Origin of the sequence: Candidatus Kinetoplastibacterium desouzaii TCC079E (genome assembly GCF_000340795.1) — a bacterium.
Classification (GTDB): domain Bacteria; phylum Pseudomonadota; class Gammaproteobacteria; order Burkholderiales; family Burkholderiaceae_B; genus Kinetoplastidibacterium; species Kinetoplastidibacterium desouzai.
This window is the reverse complement of the sequence record NC_020294.1, coordinates 701271-714854: the sequence shown is the minus strand read 5'-3', so window position 1 is coordinate 714854 and position 13584 is coordinate 701271. Positions and strand designations below refer to the sequence as shown.

Here is a 13584-nt window from a genome sequence, read left to right as displayed (position 1 = left end):
ACATAGATTATTTATTTATAAAAACTTTCGCCTAAATTAGTATTTATATATAAATAAAAATAATTTAGGCGAGTTAATTAGGTGGTTTATGTTTTAATATTTATTGGCATAGAACAGAAACTATTTGTTTCTTTAGTAGTCCTTTCACATTAAATTGTACTACTCCATTTTTTAGAGCAAACAAAGTATGATCTCTGCCTACTCCAACATTAATGCCTGGATGAAATTTAGTGCCACGTTGACGAACTATTATAGAGCCAGCTGTAATTTGTTGCCCCCCAAATATTTTAACGCCTAATCGTTTCGATTCTGAATCTCGTCCATTACGGGTTGACCCACCGCCTTTTTTATGTGCCATTTGTAATATCCTAAAAATATATCTATTATTTGTAGTACTTCTATAAATTATTCTATGTTAATTTCATTTATAATAATTTCTGTATATCTCTGTCTATGACCTTGGTGTTTTTGGTAATGTTTACGACGTCTGAGTTTAAATATTTTTATTTTGTCATGCTGTCCTTGTGCAAGAACTTTGGCTTTGACATTTGCTCCTGATAAAATAGGGGTGCCAATCTTGAACTGATCGTTAGATTCTACTAATAACACTTGATCAAGTGTTATTTCTTGTCCAATGTCGGCTGGTATCTGTTCTATCTTGATTTTTTGGCCGATGGCTATTTTATATTGCTTGCCACCAGTTTTTATAACCGCATGCATTGTATTTTCCTTAGTAGCTATTTGTTATTAAATCTTAGTAACTTACTTATTGGATAGTAATTATTCTTTAATAAATTATTTATATAAGACTTAAATAATAGTTATTTATTTGAATTGCTGTTAAAGATTTAAAACAAAAACTTGTTGTTCTATTTTAAATGTTTTTACAATATAAAAATATTGTGAATAAGGATGTCTATTTTCACATTAATTGTAAGTTAAGACAATATTTTTTTATATTTTGTTGGTAAAACATTCATGCTAACCATATTTGCTAGAATAGTATCATATTTAAAAGATATATAACATAAGTAAGCAATTTTATATTTAATATTACAATAATTATATTCTTGATAGAACAATAATACTCTTATTGAAGATAAGATAATTTAATTCTAATTATGTATACTATCTAAAGTAGTTTGTTATGACTGAGATTTTAATAGTAATGTATAGTTCATAAGATTTATCTTCATTAGATAAAAATTACATTAAGATTATAGTTTCATAATATATTAAATATTTATTTAGAATAATAGGTGGGTTTTGTAATGGCAAATATATATGAATCAGAAATAACTGTTTTTTTAAATGCTTTTAAAAAAGCACATCCAGAGATAGAATTAAAACAAAAAATAGGTCGTTCTATATTATGGGATAAATCTATAGATTTGGTTTTAAAAAAAGATTTTGATTCTGTTAGGATTCCACAAAAATCTTATGTGTATCAAACAGATTAAGATAGTATCTTTGTATTAAATCATAGATCTTAGATAGAAAAGGTTATAAAGGTGAAAATTTATGATAATTGTTAATTCTTTAGAAAAAATACGTGATTATTTACCTAAAGATGGTTCAATAATTTCTTTCGTTCCCACTATGGGCAGTTTACATGATGGTCATCTGAAATTAATTGAGAAGGCAAGAAATATTAGCGATTATGTAGTTGTAAGTATATTTGTTAATCGTTTACAGTTTGGTCCTAAAGAAGATTTTGATAAATATCCAAGATCTATAGAATCAGATATAGATATTTTATATAAAAAGTCGAATGTTGATCTTTTGTTTATTCCAGAGGAAAAAGACATTTATCCGCAAGAGCAGAATTTTTTTGTGAAGATCCCTGCTCAAATTGGAGAGAGTTTAGAAGGGAAGATTAGACCTGGTTTTTTTTCAGGAGTTTGTACTGTACTATTAAAATTTTTTTCAAATATTCTTCCTAATATAGTAATTTTAGGTAAAAAAGATTATCAACAATTAACTGTTGTTAAAAATATGTGTAGTCAATTCTTATTACCTATAAATATCGTAGGTCAAGAAACAATTCGTTGTAGTGATGGCTTGGCTTTCTCATCTCGCAATACATATTTAACCAAAGAAGAAAGAGAAGAGGCTCCTAATTTATATAGGATTTTATCAAAATTAAGAGAAGAGATTATCTCTAAAAAACCTCATTTATTACTAAGTGAGCTATTTCAAATGGAAGAAATGGCTTATGTAGAATTACAAAAGAGAGGTTGGGTGACTGATTACATAACAGTAAGGACACAAGATAAGTTAAATACTCCTAATAGTGATGATATTTTTTCTAGTTCTTTAGTAATTCTTGGTGCAGCCAAACTAGGGAGCACCAGGTTAATTGATAATATAGAAATTTAACAATTAAATTATATTAATTTATTTCTTTGAAAGAATCTTCTGCTATTGATAAAGTTTGCTCAATGATTTCATCAGTATGTGCTGAAGATACAAACCCAGCCTCAAAAGGAGAAGGAGAAAGATATACTCCTTTATTTAACATAGAATTAAAAAATTGTTTAAACATTTCATGATTGCACTTGGATGCTTCTTCAAATGAGGTTGGTATTTTCTCACAAAAATACAAACCAAAGAGTCCGCCTTGATAATCAGAGGTTACTTTTAAATTCATAGATTTAGCAATTTTTTGTAATCCTTCTGTTAGTTTTTTCGTCTTATTAGAGAGATTAATATAAAAATCTTTCTCGTCTATCAACTCTAGTGTTTTAATACCAGCTGCTACAGCTACTGGATTCCCAGATAATGTTCCTGCTTGATAAACAGTCCCTTCGGGAGAGAGATGTTTCATTATTTCTTTTTTCCCTCCAATTGCCCCTATTGGCATTCCTCCTCCTATAACTTTTGCGAGAGTTGTAATGTCAGGCGATATGTTGAATATTCCTTGTGCTCCTTGAGGTCCAACTCTGAATCCAGTCATTACTTCATCAAATATTAGTAAGGAGTGATATTTTGTAGTTATAAATCGTAATGATTCTAAGAATTCTTTTTTAGGTTTTATCATATTCATATTGCCGGCAATTGGTTCAACTATAATGCATGCAATATCTGTTCCGTATTTATAAAAAGCTTCTTCTACTATAGAAGAATTATTGTATTGTAAAGTTATTGTGTCATTCACAAAGCTTTCAGGAACTCCAGAGGAGCTTGGATTACCTAATGTTAACAATCCTGACCCCGCTTTGACTAATAAACTATCTGAGTGTCCATGATAACAACCTTCAAATTTTACTATTTTGTTTTTTTTTGTATATCCTCTAGCTAAGCGTATTGCGGTCATGGTAGCTTCAGTTCCAGAATTTACCAAACGTATTTTATCTATAGATGGTATTCTAGATACTAGTATTTTTGCTAGATCAACTTCTCCTTTTGTAGGAGTTCCAAACGAGAGTCCTTTTTTTATAGATTCGCTCACTGCTTTTATAACTTCTGGGTGAGCGTGTCCAAGAATAGCTGGTCCCCAAGAGCCAACATAATCAATATATTTTTTACCTTCTATATCCCACATATAAGCTCCAGAGGCCTTCTCAATAAATCTAGGATTGCCTCCTACTGATAGAAATGCACGAACTGGTGAGTTTACTCCACCTGGAATGACTTCTAAAGCTTTATTAAAAATTTCTGTATTATTCATCATGATTCTGTTTTTTTGTAGAATTGAAAGCGGAAGAATATTTCTGAGCTGTATTAAAAATATTTTCTGATTCGAAAAGTCCGTTAATAACTGCTATATTATCTATATCAGATTCTATAATTTGAGGGATTTTGTCAACAGTAATGCCTCCTATGGCTACTATGGAGTAAGGTGTATTAATATTAATCATGCTTCTTGCTGTTTTTAATATATTTAAAGAAACATGAGGAGCCAATGGTTTTGTAATTGATGGAAAAACAGCTCCAAAGGCTATGTAGTCTACTCCTGATTCTACTAATATTTTTGCTCTCTCGATATCATTATAGCAGGAGGTTCCAACTATGAGGCCGGTTTTAACTTTTTCTTCTATGTCTTTTATACTACAATCTTCTAATCCAAGATGAAATCCATCAGCGCCTAATTCTAAAGCAAGTTTCCAGAAATCATTGATAATTAGTTTAACATCCAAATCAGCGCAAACTTTAATTAATTCTACCGCTTGTTTTTTTATTGTGTCATAAGAAGTTTTTTTCCTACGGAGTTGTAGGATCTGCATTCCTCCTTTTGATGCTTCGTATACTGCTTTAATCAGTTTATCTATGTCATCCCATTCAGGGGTGATTCCGTATAATCCACGTGGTATTTTTGAGTTTTGCATATTTTGGTATAAGATTATAGTTATGTTAAATATCGATACAAATTTTATTCATATTAATAAGTAAATATTATCTTGTGATAATTTAGAAGATTTAAGTATGTTTATAACATACAATTCATTAATTGTTTATTTTATTTAAATTAGTCTGGAGTGTAATATGCGTACTTGGATTTGTTTAGTATGTGGGTGGATATATGATGAGAATGTAGGTTGTCCAGAAGAAGGGATAGCTCCAAAGACAAAATGGGATGATGTTCCGCCTAATTGGGTTTGTCCAGAGTGTGGAGCAAGGAAGGAAGATTTTGAACTAATGGAATTTTAGATTAATTATTGTTCATTACTATCTCATTATTTATAGGATATTATGCTTCAAGAGGTATTATTGTCGTTTGATTATGGCACTAAAAAGATTGGCGTCGGTATAGGGAATACTTTTAGTTTTATTGCAAAACCTTTAGAAATAATTTTTTGTAAAAACAATGATTTTTTTGCAAGAATAGGGTTTTTAATAAAATATTGGGATGTTAGGATGGTAATAGTTGGTCATTCTTTAGATTTAGACAGAAAAGAGCAAGAGATAACAGGATTAATATATCATTTTGCAGATCAGCTAATTAGACGTTTTGGTGTTAAAGTTGAATTTGTAGATGAGAGTTATTCTAGTATTGAAGCTCAACAGATAGTAAAAAATGGAAATGATGATGCTATTGCAGCTGCAATAATTTTACAAAGATATTTAGATGATTTGTATTTTCATGGTGATTTTAATTAACTAACTAGCTGTTTTTTTGTAGGTCTTTGCAGGATATTTGTATGATTTTCCTATCATGTAGTCTCATTGCAGTTAAATACTTACCCCAGACACAACCTGTATCTAAGCATATGATATGATTTTTAATCATAAGTCCTAAAGATGACCAATGCCCAAATACTATAGTATTGTTTTTTGTGGCTCTATTTTCTAAATTAAACCATGGGATAAGCTGTTTATTTTTTAATTTTTCAGGAGATTTTTTCTGAGTAAAGTTCATGCTGCCATCAGGATTACAAAATCTAATTCTAGTAAGTGCATTAGCTATTGTATTAATTCTTTCCTCTCCTGTTAGGTTATCTGACCATGCAGTGTTTCTGTTGTTAAATAACTTTTTTATGTGATATTTCCAATGAGGACTTCTTAATAATTCTTCTACTTCAGATGCGAGTGATATTGTCTTTTTTATATCCCATTGTGCTATAACTCCGGCATGTACCATTAAACAATTATATTCAAAATGAGCTAATGGTTTAAACCTAAGCCATTCAATAATATTATTAATATTTGGGGAATTGAGAATATCAGCTAATGTATCTGATTTTGATACTTCTTTTATTCCAGCGAAAATAGCTAATAAATTTATATCATGATTACCAAGTACGCATGTGGCTCTATTGCCTAAATTCATTATTTGCTCAATGGTTTTTAGTGAATCTGATCCACGGTTGACTATATCTCCAGCAAACCATAATTGTGAATTGGAATTTTGCGCTATTTCATTTTGTGATAATAATTTCTTGAGATGACAATAGCATCCTTGAACATCTCCAATTATCCATACATTTTCTTTACTCACATCATACCCTTAATATAATTAACATTTTGTAAATATATTTTTAATATTTATATTTTTTTCTCTTTTAATATAAGTAAATATATTGATATTATAAAAAAAATAAAACTTGGTGTTAGTACAATAATCCAAGTAGATATTCTATTTAATATTCCTATGTTTATAGTAATTTGATGAATGATTAGAATAATAATTCCCATTATTATTCTAATCAATATTTTAAGCTTATAATCGTTTTTTCTATATTGTAAAAAACTGATATGTGTAGCGATAGATATCATTATAAATAGATTTATAGTATTTGTTATCTTTTTCCAAAGAGCTATTGATTGTCTCTCAGTATGCATTTTATTTTTTTTCATATATTGAATGTATTTTAATAATGAGTTTATTGATGCATGTTCTGGCTTTATAACATTGGCTATTATAATTTCTGGAGTTAGTGAGGTTTCTATAATTAATTTATCATATGCTTCTTTAATAATATATTTATTATGTTGACAGTCATTTTTCTGTTCTAGATTGTTTGGTGGTGTGATTATGTTTGCAGTAACATTTTCTAGTAATATATTTTTGGTTAATATATGAGCTTTTTCTGCAAAGATAATTTTTTGTATTTGTAAGTTTGAATTGAACTCGTAGATATAAATGTAATTTACTAAATTTTTTGTTGAAATATTCCTAATATTTATATATCTAATAATGTTTTTGGTTGTTTCCTCTTTAAACCAATAATTATTATGAATATTATATTTATTGTTTTGTTTTCTGATTTTTATCTTTTCTTCTTTGTGTTTTATTTCTGTAATAGGAATTATTAACTCAGATAATATAATTGTAGATAATGCTATTGGTATTATTATTATACAAATTACAATAAATAATTTTATAGTGCTTATACCTGATGTTTTTAATATAAGTATTTCATTATTTCTAGTTAGTTTTGCTATGGATAATGTTGTTCCTATCAATACGCCAATTGGTATTATTTCATATAATATGCTTGGTATTTCTAATATATGTATATATAAAAGCTTAATAATAGTTACATCTATATTAATTAGATTGAGGTCATCTAGAAATGAGAAAAAAGTAATGATACTTAAGAACAATAAAATTGTTGCTGTTATTGTTTTATAGATTTCTTTAGTTAGATATAGTTTTATGATAAACATAAGATTATGTTAATTATAAACATATGGTTATCTCCTGTTGTTTGATATTTTTAATATCTTTATTTTGTAGAAAGCTCTTTCTTTAATGATGTTAAAACTAACTGAGTATCTGGTTTGATGCCATGCCATATAAAGAAACTTTCAGCTGCTTGTTCTACTAGCATTCCAAGGCCGTCAGAGACTCTTGTGGCTCCATCTAGTTCAGAATGCAATATAAATGGGGTTTTTTTAGCGCTATACATCAAGTCATATGCTAAAGATTTATTTGTTTTAAATAATCCACTTGGAAGATTAGGAGCTTCATTTTTCAGGCCACTAGCTGTAGTATTTATTACTATATCCCAAGGACCATCAGAATTAGCTTCTTGTAAACTACTGCAACTGATTTCTATATCTGTTTGTTCTAGAATTTCTGAAAATTCTTTTAATATAATTTCTGCATTTGTTTTTGTTCTATTGGCAATTTTTATCTTTGAACAGCCAGAACTAATAAGTGGATATAAGATACCTCTTGCTGCTCCTCCAGCTCCAACTATTAATATACTTGTATTTTTCAAGTCAAAATTTAGGTTTTTAAGGTCTGATATTAAACCAACTCCGTCTGTATTGCATCCATATAAGTTATTATTTTCAATCCAAATTGTATTTACAGCTTTTGCTAAAGCAGCTCTTTTTGATATATTATTCGGTGAAATCATCATAAATGCTTTTTGTTTGAAAGGAACAGTTATATTTAGTCCTGATCCTCCCATATAAAAAAAGTCTTTAACTCTTTGTTCAAAATCATATTCAAATGCTTGAATTTTTTCATATTTTAATTTTATAGATGTTTGTTCTGAGAACATATGATGAATTTGAGGTGATCTACTGTGATTTACAGGATTGCCAATTACTGCATAGTTTGGAATAGTTATTTTGTTGTTCATAGTTCTATTTGAATAAGTAAAAATTTAATTTTTATGGGGCCAAGACAAATATTAAATATTAGAATCAGTATTGATAATTGTATCTATATATTGAACATTTACTTCCATGGATATTTCATTAATATTTATAACTTTTACTTTTATAAGCTCTCCTTTTATTATCGTAATAGGAAGATTAAATACGTGGACTATAAGAGGAACGTCGTTTAATCTGGCAATTGATTCTTTTATGAAAGTAGCTGTAGTTATTTCTATTTTTTGTTGTATAAGCCATTGTATAGACCAATAATTTTCAATTTCATTTTGGAAGCAAGTGATTGAATTATATTTTGTTTCAAATTCCTGAATTATGCTAAATAAATTGTTATCTCTTATTTTAAATGGACATACTAATCTTGCAGATACATTGTGTTTTATTACCGATATAATTTGCCACTGATTGACTAAATCTATATATCTTCTTAGAGGGGAAGTGCTCCATATGTATTGAGAAACACCAATTTTATCATGAGGTAATGGAGAAGTGCTCATTTTCACTCTTCCAAATGATTGTTGAGATCTGTATATTCCAGGTACTCCATGTTGTTTTAACATTTGCCCCCACAAACTATTTGCTAGAATCATAAACTCAGCTACTATAATGCTGATTGGGTTATCCCTTGGTCGTTTTTCTATATAAATTTTTGATGATGGATTATTGGGGTCTCCATCTATTGTAAATGAGTATTCTTGTCTTGATAAGTTTTCTGGCGATCCTCTTGTTTTTTCACGTTGCAATGATAACAACTGACTTGTTTTCCATAAGGGTCTTATCCACTCAAGTAATGGATTAGTTATATTAGAATTCTCGATATTTGATTTTGTGGCTATCTCTTCTATTAAGTTTATTCGTAGATTTTCTTTTACTGATACTTGTTCAATTAGTGATTCATATTCAATTATTGATCCATCAATACTATTAATAGTAACGTATAAAGATATAGCTGGAACTAATTTGTTGGCATCAAGAGAAAATATTTTTATTATTTTTTCTGGTTGCATAGTTATTTTTTCTCCAGGCATATATATAGTAGAAGATCTTGCTCTTGCGATACTATCATATTGACTGCCAGGAATTATTCCTAAGGCTGGAGCTGCTATATGGATACCTATTGTTATAGTGTTATTCTCAATTTTTCTTATAGAAATACCATCATCAATTTCTGTGGTGTTAATATCATCAATAGAGTAAATTTCAGCATTAGATATGGGTATATCTTTATCAAGATTTATATCAATAAAGTTATCTTCTTTAATTATTACTCCATTTGGGAAATTATTATAAATAAATTTTTCTTTCAATAGAGTTAGGTAATTTGGCCACGCGTTTATATCTATAAGTAATGTTTCTGGGTTTTTATTTAATTGATTACAGGCTTTTTCTAGGGCTTTCCAATATATGCTTTTTTTATCAGGATTATTGATTAAACTTAATGCTTGTTGTTTTATTATATCCGGTAGATATCCGTTTACAAGTTGTGATGTTAGATATTCTTCTTCTTCCTCTAGTTGTTTCTTTTTCTTAATAGATGCTAGTGCTAATAATATTTTTTCTTCTGTGGCTTTAATGTATTGACCTTGTCCTTTTTTATAAAAATAAATAGGAGCATTATGTAATTTTATTAAAATACTAGTTAGTTCTATAGGAGATGGTTTGTTTCCAAAGTACTCAATCGCAAGATCACTTGCAAAAAAGATTTCCTGTGGTGCGCATTCCCATAAAAAAACTATATCCATTTCATTAGAGATAGTAGCTGCTTGTTCTAATAATTCATTTGGTTTAGGTGATGTAAAATGTAATAAGCAATTGTTTATTTTAAGTTTTATTTTTTTTCCATGCTCAGTTTCTACCAAAAAATTGGCATCTGTTTTTGAGAGTATGATTGCTGTCTTAAAGTTTCCATTTTCTTCATAAAGCACATGCATTTTCATATCCCATGTTATCTATAATGCTTTCAAATTAATAAATAAAGAAGTCATTATCTAGTTTGTATTCAAAATAAGTTATTATTTTATTATGATTGATATTAAAAAACTATATTAATATGCCTATTCCGTATTTTTAATATATGTTTCTATTTTTTGTTTATTTTAAGTCATTTGTTTACGCCTTATAATTGTTGCTGTATTTATATTAATATTTGAATCTTTAAATTAGAGTATAATTGTTCATCATGTCTAGAATGACTTAAATGACTTAAATTCAAATATATTAAATATTGTAGCTTCATTCTAGAATTTAAAAATATTTAGTATTAATTTAATTGTTTTGATAAAGGCTGAATATTTTATGTCAAATAATATATTATTATTACATGGCCCTAATTTAAATTTATTAGGGATTAGGGAGCCTGATATTTACGGTAATAAGAAATTATCAGATATTAATGACCATTTGAAAATAATAGCTAAAGAATATAGCGTTAACTTGTCCATATATCAAGATAATAGCGAAAGTGTTATTGTAGAGCATATTCATGATGCTTACTATAGCAAGGTGGATTTTATTATTATTAATGCTGCAGCATTTACTCATACAAGTGTTGCTATAAGAGATGCTTTATCTTCAGTTAAAATACCTTTTATTGAGGTTCATTTATCTAATATATATAAAAGGGAGCCTTTTAGGCATTCTTCTTATTTGTCTGATATAGCATTAGGAATGATTACTGGACTTGGTGAAAATGGCTATGAAGCGGCTCTAAGGTATGCAATAAAATATTAACTATTTTTAATATAAAGATTTTTAAAGTATTTTGGATGAAATATGGATCTTATAAAACTTAAAACATTGATAGATTTAGTTTCTGAGTCTACTATTACAGAACTTGAAATTACAGAAGGTGATGAGAAGGTTAAGATAGTTAAATCTTTGAATATTATTAATCAGCCACAGAATAGTAATGAAAAAATCTCATTTCATTCAAATGATTCAATTGTTACTGGTATTAATAATGAAAATAATCATATTGTTAAGGCTCCTATGGTTGGAACTTTTTATCGTTCTTCTAATCCAGGGGCTGCTCCTTTTGTTAATATAGGCCAGTCAGTAAAGGAAGGTGATACGTTGTGTATTATAGAAGCTATGAAGCTATTAAATGAAATAGAGGCTGATAAATCAGGAATTGTAAAGGAGATATTAGTTGATAATGGATCTCCTATAGAATATGGGCAACATTTATTCATTATTGGTTAAGTTATAAAATATGTTCGAGAAAATTTTAATAGCGAATCGTGGTGAAATAGCTTTGAGAATTCAAAGAGCCTGTCGAGAAATGGGTATAAAAACAGTTGTTGTTCATTCTGAAGCTGATAGTGATGCAAAATATGTGAGATTGGCTGATGAATCAGTTTGCATAGGCCCAGCTGCATCTAAGGATAGCTATTTGAACATGCCAGCCATTATATCAGCAGCGGAGGTTACTGATGCTGAGGCAATTCATCCAGGGTATGGTTTTCTATCTGAGAATGCAAATTTTGCAGAGAGAGTGGAAAAAAGTGGATTTGTTTTTATAGGACCTCGTCCTGAAACAATTAGACAAATGGGTGATAAGGTTTGTGCTAAGAAAATAATGTCTGAGTCAGGTGTTCCTGTTGTTCCTGGTTCAGATGGTATTCTACCTGAGAATAATGCTGAGATTTTAGATATTGCAAGAAAAATAGGATACCCAGTAATAGTGAAATCATCTGGAGGTGGCGGTGGAAGAGGGATGAGGGTAGTTTATACAGAAGCCGCGCTATTAAATGCAGTTACTATGACTCGTTCTGAAGCAGATGCTGCCTTTAATAATGCAGATGTTTATTTAGAAAAATTCTTAGAGAATCCTCGACATATTGAAATTCAGGTTTTATCAGATAGTTTTCGTAGTAGTGTCTACTTAGGTGATAGAGATTGTTCTGTTCAAAGGCGCCATCAAAAAGTGATTGAAGAGGCTCCCTCACCAGGGATTCCTAGAAAATTAATAGCTCGTATAGGTGATAGATGTATTGAAGCTTGTAAAAAAATGAAATATCGTGGAGTAGGAACATTCGAGTTTTTATTTGAGAATGGTGAATTTTATTTCATAGAGATGAATACTAGAATTCAAGTTGAGCATACTGTTACTGAGTTAATTACAGGAATTGATTTAGTGCAAGAACAAATTAGAATAGCAGCTGGAGAAAAATTAAGATTTCGTCAACGTGACATAATCTTAAAAGGTCATGCAATAGAATGTAGAATAAATGCAGAAGATCCTTTTAATTTTGTTCCTAGTCCAGGTCAAATTACAAATTGGCATGTTGCTGGAGGTCCAGGAGTTAGGATTGACTCTCATGTTTTTAGTGGTTACTATGTTTCTCCTTATTATGATTCTATGATTGCCAAGTTAATAACTTATGGAGATGATAGAAATCAAGCTTTAGCAAGAATGCGTACTGCTCTTTCAGAAATGGTTGTGGAAGGTATTTCAACAAATATTTTATTACATAGAGAGTTATTACAAGATGCTAGATTTATTGAAGGTGGAACTAGTATACATTATTTAGAACATAAACTTTCTCAACGTATTTGATAATATTTAAGAAAATAATTTTATGCAAGAGTTGGTTTTTTATTGTGATTATGAGAATGCTGATTGTTTGTCTGAGGCGTTGTTGCTAGTTGGGGCTTGTTCAGTAACTGTTGAAGATGCTGAAATAGGTGAAATTGTAGAAAGTCCTATTTTTGGAGAACCTGGTATTAATTTGCAGCATCTTGCTTGGAGAAAAAACAAAATTTCTGTTTTAATCCCTACTCATTTAGATGTATTGCAGATTTTAGATTATTCTTTGAGAGATTTATCATTAAATATTGCTATTGATCACTTGTCTTTTAGGAAAATACCTGATACCGATTGGGTTTCCCTAGTACAAAATCAGTTTACTCCTATCCATATTACAAAAAGGTTAATAATAATTCCCAATAATTATTCTAAGTGTTATGACGATACTAAAATCTTATTGGAAATAAATCCAGGTATGGCTTTTGGTACTGGTAGTCATCCTACTACTCATTTATGCTTAGAATGGTTAGATAGTAATATTATAACTGGTAGTTCAGTCTTGGATTATGGATGTGGGTCAGGTATTTTATCTATTGCAGCATCTAAGTTGGGCGCTTCTAGCTCTGTTGCTATTGATATTGATCCTCAAGCTATATATTCTACTATGCAAAATGCTAAAATTAATAATGTTGTAATTGATGTTGGATTTCCTGATGATATGTTTGATTGTAAGTATGATGTTGTTTTAGCAAATATTTTGAAAGAACCTTTGCAAAAACTTGCTAATTACTTGTTTTCTAAAATCCATCCTGGTGGTAGGATTGTTTTATCTGGGATCCTTTCTCATCAAGCAGATTCTGTCATTGCTACTTATAGCAAATATATGAAATTATCTGTATGGAAAGAAAAAGAAGAGTGGGTTTGTTTAGAAGGGGAAAAGACTTGTAAATAATTATTCTTTTCTTAACGAGTATGTTTATATCTTA

The 13584-nt window shown here is 29.3% G+C and carries 16 protein-coding genes; 8 read left to right on the top strand and 8 right to left on the bottom strand.

What is annotated here, in order from left to right; translation table 11 throughout:
• Window positions 1–100: 100 nt before the first annotated feature.
• On the bottom strand, window positions 101–358 hold the full coding sequence (gene rpmA / locus CDSE_RS03315) for a 50S ribosomal protein L27 (protein ID WP_015396591.1): 258 nt from the start codon (window positions 356–358) through the stop codon (window positions 101–103).
• Window positions 359–405: 47 nt separating this feature from the next.
• The gene (gene rplU, locus CDSE_RS03310) at window positions 406–720 is read right to left on the bottom strand and encodes a 50S ribosomal protein L21 (protein ID WP_015396590.1); all 315 of its coding nucleotides are present in this window, start codon (window positions 718–720) and stop codon (window positions 406–408) included.
• Between the two features lie 551 nt (window positions 721–1271).
• Between rplU and CDSE_RS03305 the strand changes: the two genes are divergently transcribed.
• The gene (locus CDSE_RS03305; RefSeq protein ID WP_041186231.1) at window positions 1272–1460 is read left to right on the top strand and encodes a DUF3460 family protein; all 189 of its coding nucleotides are present in this window, start codon (window positions 1272–1274) and stop codon (window positions 1458–1460) included.
• Window positions 1461–1521: 61 nt separating this feature from the next.
• Window positions 1522–2379 (top strand): pantoate--beta-alanine ligase, encoded by an 858-nt coding sequence (panC, locus tag CDSE_RS03300; RefSeq protein WP_015396587.1) that lies wholly within the window; start codon window positions 1522–1524, stop codon window positions 2377–2379.
• A 13-nt stretch (window positions 2380–2392) separates the two neighbouring features.
• Here panC and hemL read toward each other — a convergent pair whose 3' ends face one another.
• Complete coding sequence (gene hemL / locus CDSE_RS03295; protein ID WP_041186230.1) at window positions 2393–3673, bottom strand: glutamate-1-semialdehyde 2,1-aminomutase; 1281 nt, start codon at window positions 3671–3673, stop codon at window positions 2393–2395.
• Window positions 3663–4328, bottom strand: a complete 666-nt coding sequence (gene thiE, locus CDSE_RS03290; RefSeq protein WP_015396585.1) for a thiamine phosphate synthase — start codon at window positions 4326–4328, stop codon at window positions 3663–3665. Before thiE ends, hemL begins: the two co-directional genes overlap by 11 nt.
• Before the next feature lie 157 nt (window positions 4329–4485).
• On the opposite strand from thiE, the gene CDSE_RS03285 reads away from it, so the two are divergent.
• Window positions 4486–4650: a rubredoxin gene (locus tag CDSE_RS03285; RefSeq protein ID WP_015396584.1), complete on the top strand. Its 165-nt coding sequence runs from the start codon at window positions 4486–4488 to the stop codon at window positions 4648–4650.
• Window positions 4651–4692: 42 nt separating this feature from the next.
• Entirely contained in the window at window positions 4693–5100 is a 408-nt protein-coding gene (gene ruvX / locus CDSE_RS03280) for a Holliday junction resolvase RuvX (protein ID WP_015396583.1), read from the top strand.
• Between the two features lie 4 nt (window positions 5101–5104).
• Here ruvX and CDSE_RS03275 read toward each other — a convergent pair whose 3' ends face one another.
• Genes CDSE_RS03275 through CDSE_RS03260 form a run of 4 tightly spaced genes read right to left on the bottom strand, consistent with a single transcriptional unit; the run spans window position 5105 to window position 10001 of the window.
• On the bottom strand, window positions 5105–5938 hold the full coding sequence (locus tag CDSE_RS03275) for a symmetrical bis(5'-nucleosyl)-tetraphosphatase (protein WP_015396582.1): 834 nt from the start codon (window positions 5936–5938) through the stop codon (window positions 5105–5107).
• A 47-nt stretch (window positions 5939–5985) separates the two neighbouring features.
• Window positions 5986–7110, bottom strand: coding sequence for an LptF/LptG family permease (locus tag CDSE_RS03270; RefSeq protein WP_015396581.1), 1125 nt, complete (start codon window positions 7108–7110; stop codon window positions 5986–5988).
• Window positions 7111–7169: 59 nt separating this feature from the next.
• Entirely contained in the window at window positions 7170–8036 is an 867-nt protein-coding gene (gene aroE, locus CDSE_RS03265; protein WP_015396580.1) for a shikimate dehydrogenase, read from the bottom strand.
• A 51-nt stretch (window positions 8037–8087) separates the two neighbouring features.
• Window positions 8088–10001 (bottom strand): ribonuclease catalytic domain-containing protein, encoded by a 1914-nt coding sequence (locus tag CDSE_RS03260; RefSeq protein WP_041186229.1) that lies wholly within the window; start codon window positions 9999–10001, stop codon window positions 8088–8090.
• A gap of 364 nt (window positions 10002–10365) precedes the next feature.
• Here CDSE_RS03260 and aroQ point away from each other — a divergent pair, with 364 nt between their 5' ends.
• From aroQ to prmA, 4 genes are read left to right on the top strand one after another with little or no spacing between them, the layout of a single operon-like run.
• Window positions 10366–10800 (top strand): type II 3-dehydroquinate dehydratase, encoded by a 435-nt coding sequence (aroQ, locus tag CDSE_RS03255; protein ID WP_015396578.1) that lies wholly within the window; start codon window positions 10366–10368, stop codon window positions 10798–10800.
• A gap of 42 nt (window positions 10801–10842) precedes the next feature.
• Window positions 10843–11271, top strand: a complete 429-nt coding sequence (gene accB / locus CDSE_RS03250) for an acetyl-CoA carboxylase biotin carboxyl carrier protein (RefSeq protein WP_015396577.1) — start codon at window positions 10843–10845, stop codon at window positions 11269–11271.
• Window positions 11272–11281: 10 nt separating this feature from the next.
• On the top strand, window positions 11282–12628 hold the full coding sequence (gene accC, locus CDSE_RS03245; protein ID WP_015396576.1) for an acetyl-CoA carboxylase biotin carboxylase subunit: 1347 nt from the start codon (window positions 11282–11284) through the stop codon (window positions 12626–12628).
• A 22-nt stretch (window positions 12629–12650) separates the two neighbouring features.
• The gene (gene prmA / locus CDSE_RS03240; protein ID WP_015396575.1) at window positions 12651–13550 is read left to right on the top strand and encodes a 50S ribosomal protein L11 methyltransferase; all 900 of its coding nucleotides are present in this window, start codon (window positions 12651–12653) and stop codon (window positions 13548–13550) included.
• Window positions 13551–13584 lie beyond the last annotated feature (34 nt).

What these genes read in the sequence shown, in the direction of transcription:
- rpmA (WP_015396591.1), bottom strand. Translation starts at nt 358, where the DNA reads ATGGCACATAAAAAAGGCGGTGGGTCAACCCGTAATGGACGAGATTCA.
- rplU (WP_015396590.1), bottom strand. Translation starts at nt 720, where the DNA reads ATGCATGCGGTTATAAAAACTGGTGGCAAGCAATATAAAATAGCCATC.
- CDSE_RS03305 (WP_041186231.1), top strand. Translation starts at nt 1,272, where the DNA reads ATGGCAAATATATATGAATCAGAAATAACTGTTTTTTTAAATGCTTTT.
- panC (WP_015396587.1), top strand. Translation starts at nt 1,522, where the DNA reads ATGATAATTGTTAATTCTTTAGAAAAAATACGTGATTATTTACCTAAA.
- hemL (WP_041186230.1), bottom strand. Translation starts at nt 3,673, where the DNA reads ATGATGAATAATACAGAAATTTTTAATAAAGCTTTAGAAGTCATTCCA.
- thiE (WP_015396585.1), bottom strand. Translation starts at nt 4,328, where the DNA reads ATGCAAAACTCAAAAATACCACGTGGATTATACGGAATCACCCCTGAA.
- CDSE_RS03285 (WP_015396584.1), top strand. Translation starts at nt 4,486, where the DNA reads ATGCGTACTTGGATTTGTTTAGTATGTGGGTGGATATATGATGAGAAT.
- ruvX (WP_015396583.1), top strand. Translation starts at nt 4,693, where the DNA reads ATGCTTCAAGAGGTATTATTGTCGTTTGATTATGGCACTAAAAAGATT.
- CDSE_RS03270 (WP_015396581.1), bottom strand. Translation starts at nt 7,110, where the DNA reads ATGTTTATCATAAAACTATATCTAACTAAAGAAATCTATAAAACAATA.
- aroE (WP_015396580.1), bottom strand. Translation starts at nt 8,036, where the DNA reads ATGAACAACAAAATAACTATTCCAAACTATGCAGTAATTGGCAATCCT.
- CDSE_RS03260 (WP_041186229.1), bottom strand. Translation starts at nt 10,001, where the DNA reads ATGCATGTGCTTTATGAAGAAAATGGAAACTTTAAGACAGCAATCATA.
- aroQ (WP_015396578.1), top strand. Translation starts at nt 10,366, where the DNA reads ATGTCAAATAATATATTATTATTACATGGCCCTAATTTAAATTTATTA.
- accB (WP_015396577.1), top strand. Translation starts at nt 10,843, where the DNA reads ATGGATCTTATAAAACTTAAAACATTGATAGATTTAGTTTCTGAGTCT.
- accC (WP_015396576.1), top strand. Translation starts at nt 11,282, where the DNA reads ATGTTCGAGAAAATTTTAATAGCGAATCGTGGTGAAATAGCTTTGAGA.
- prmA (WP_015396575.1), top strand. Translation starts at nt 12,651, where the DNA reads ATGCAAGAGTTGGTTTTTTATTGTGATTATGAGAATGCTGATTGTTTG.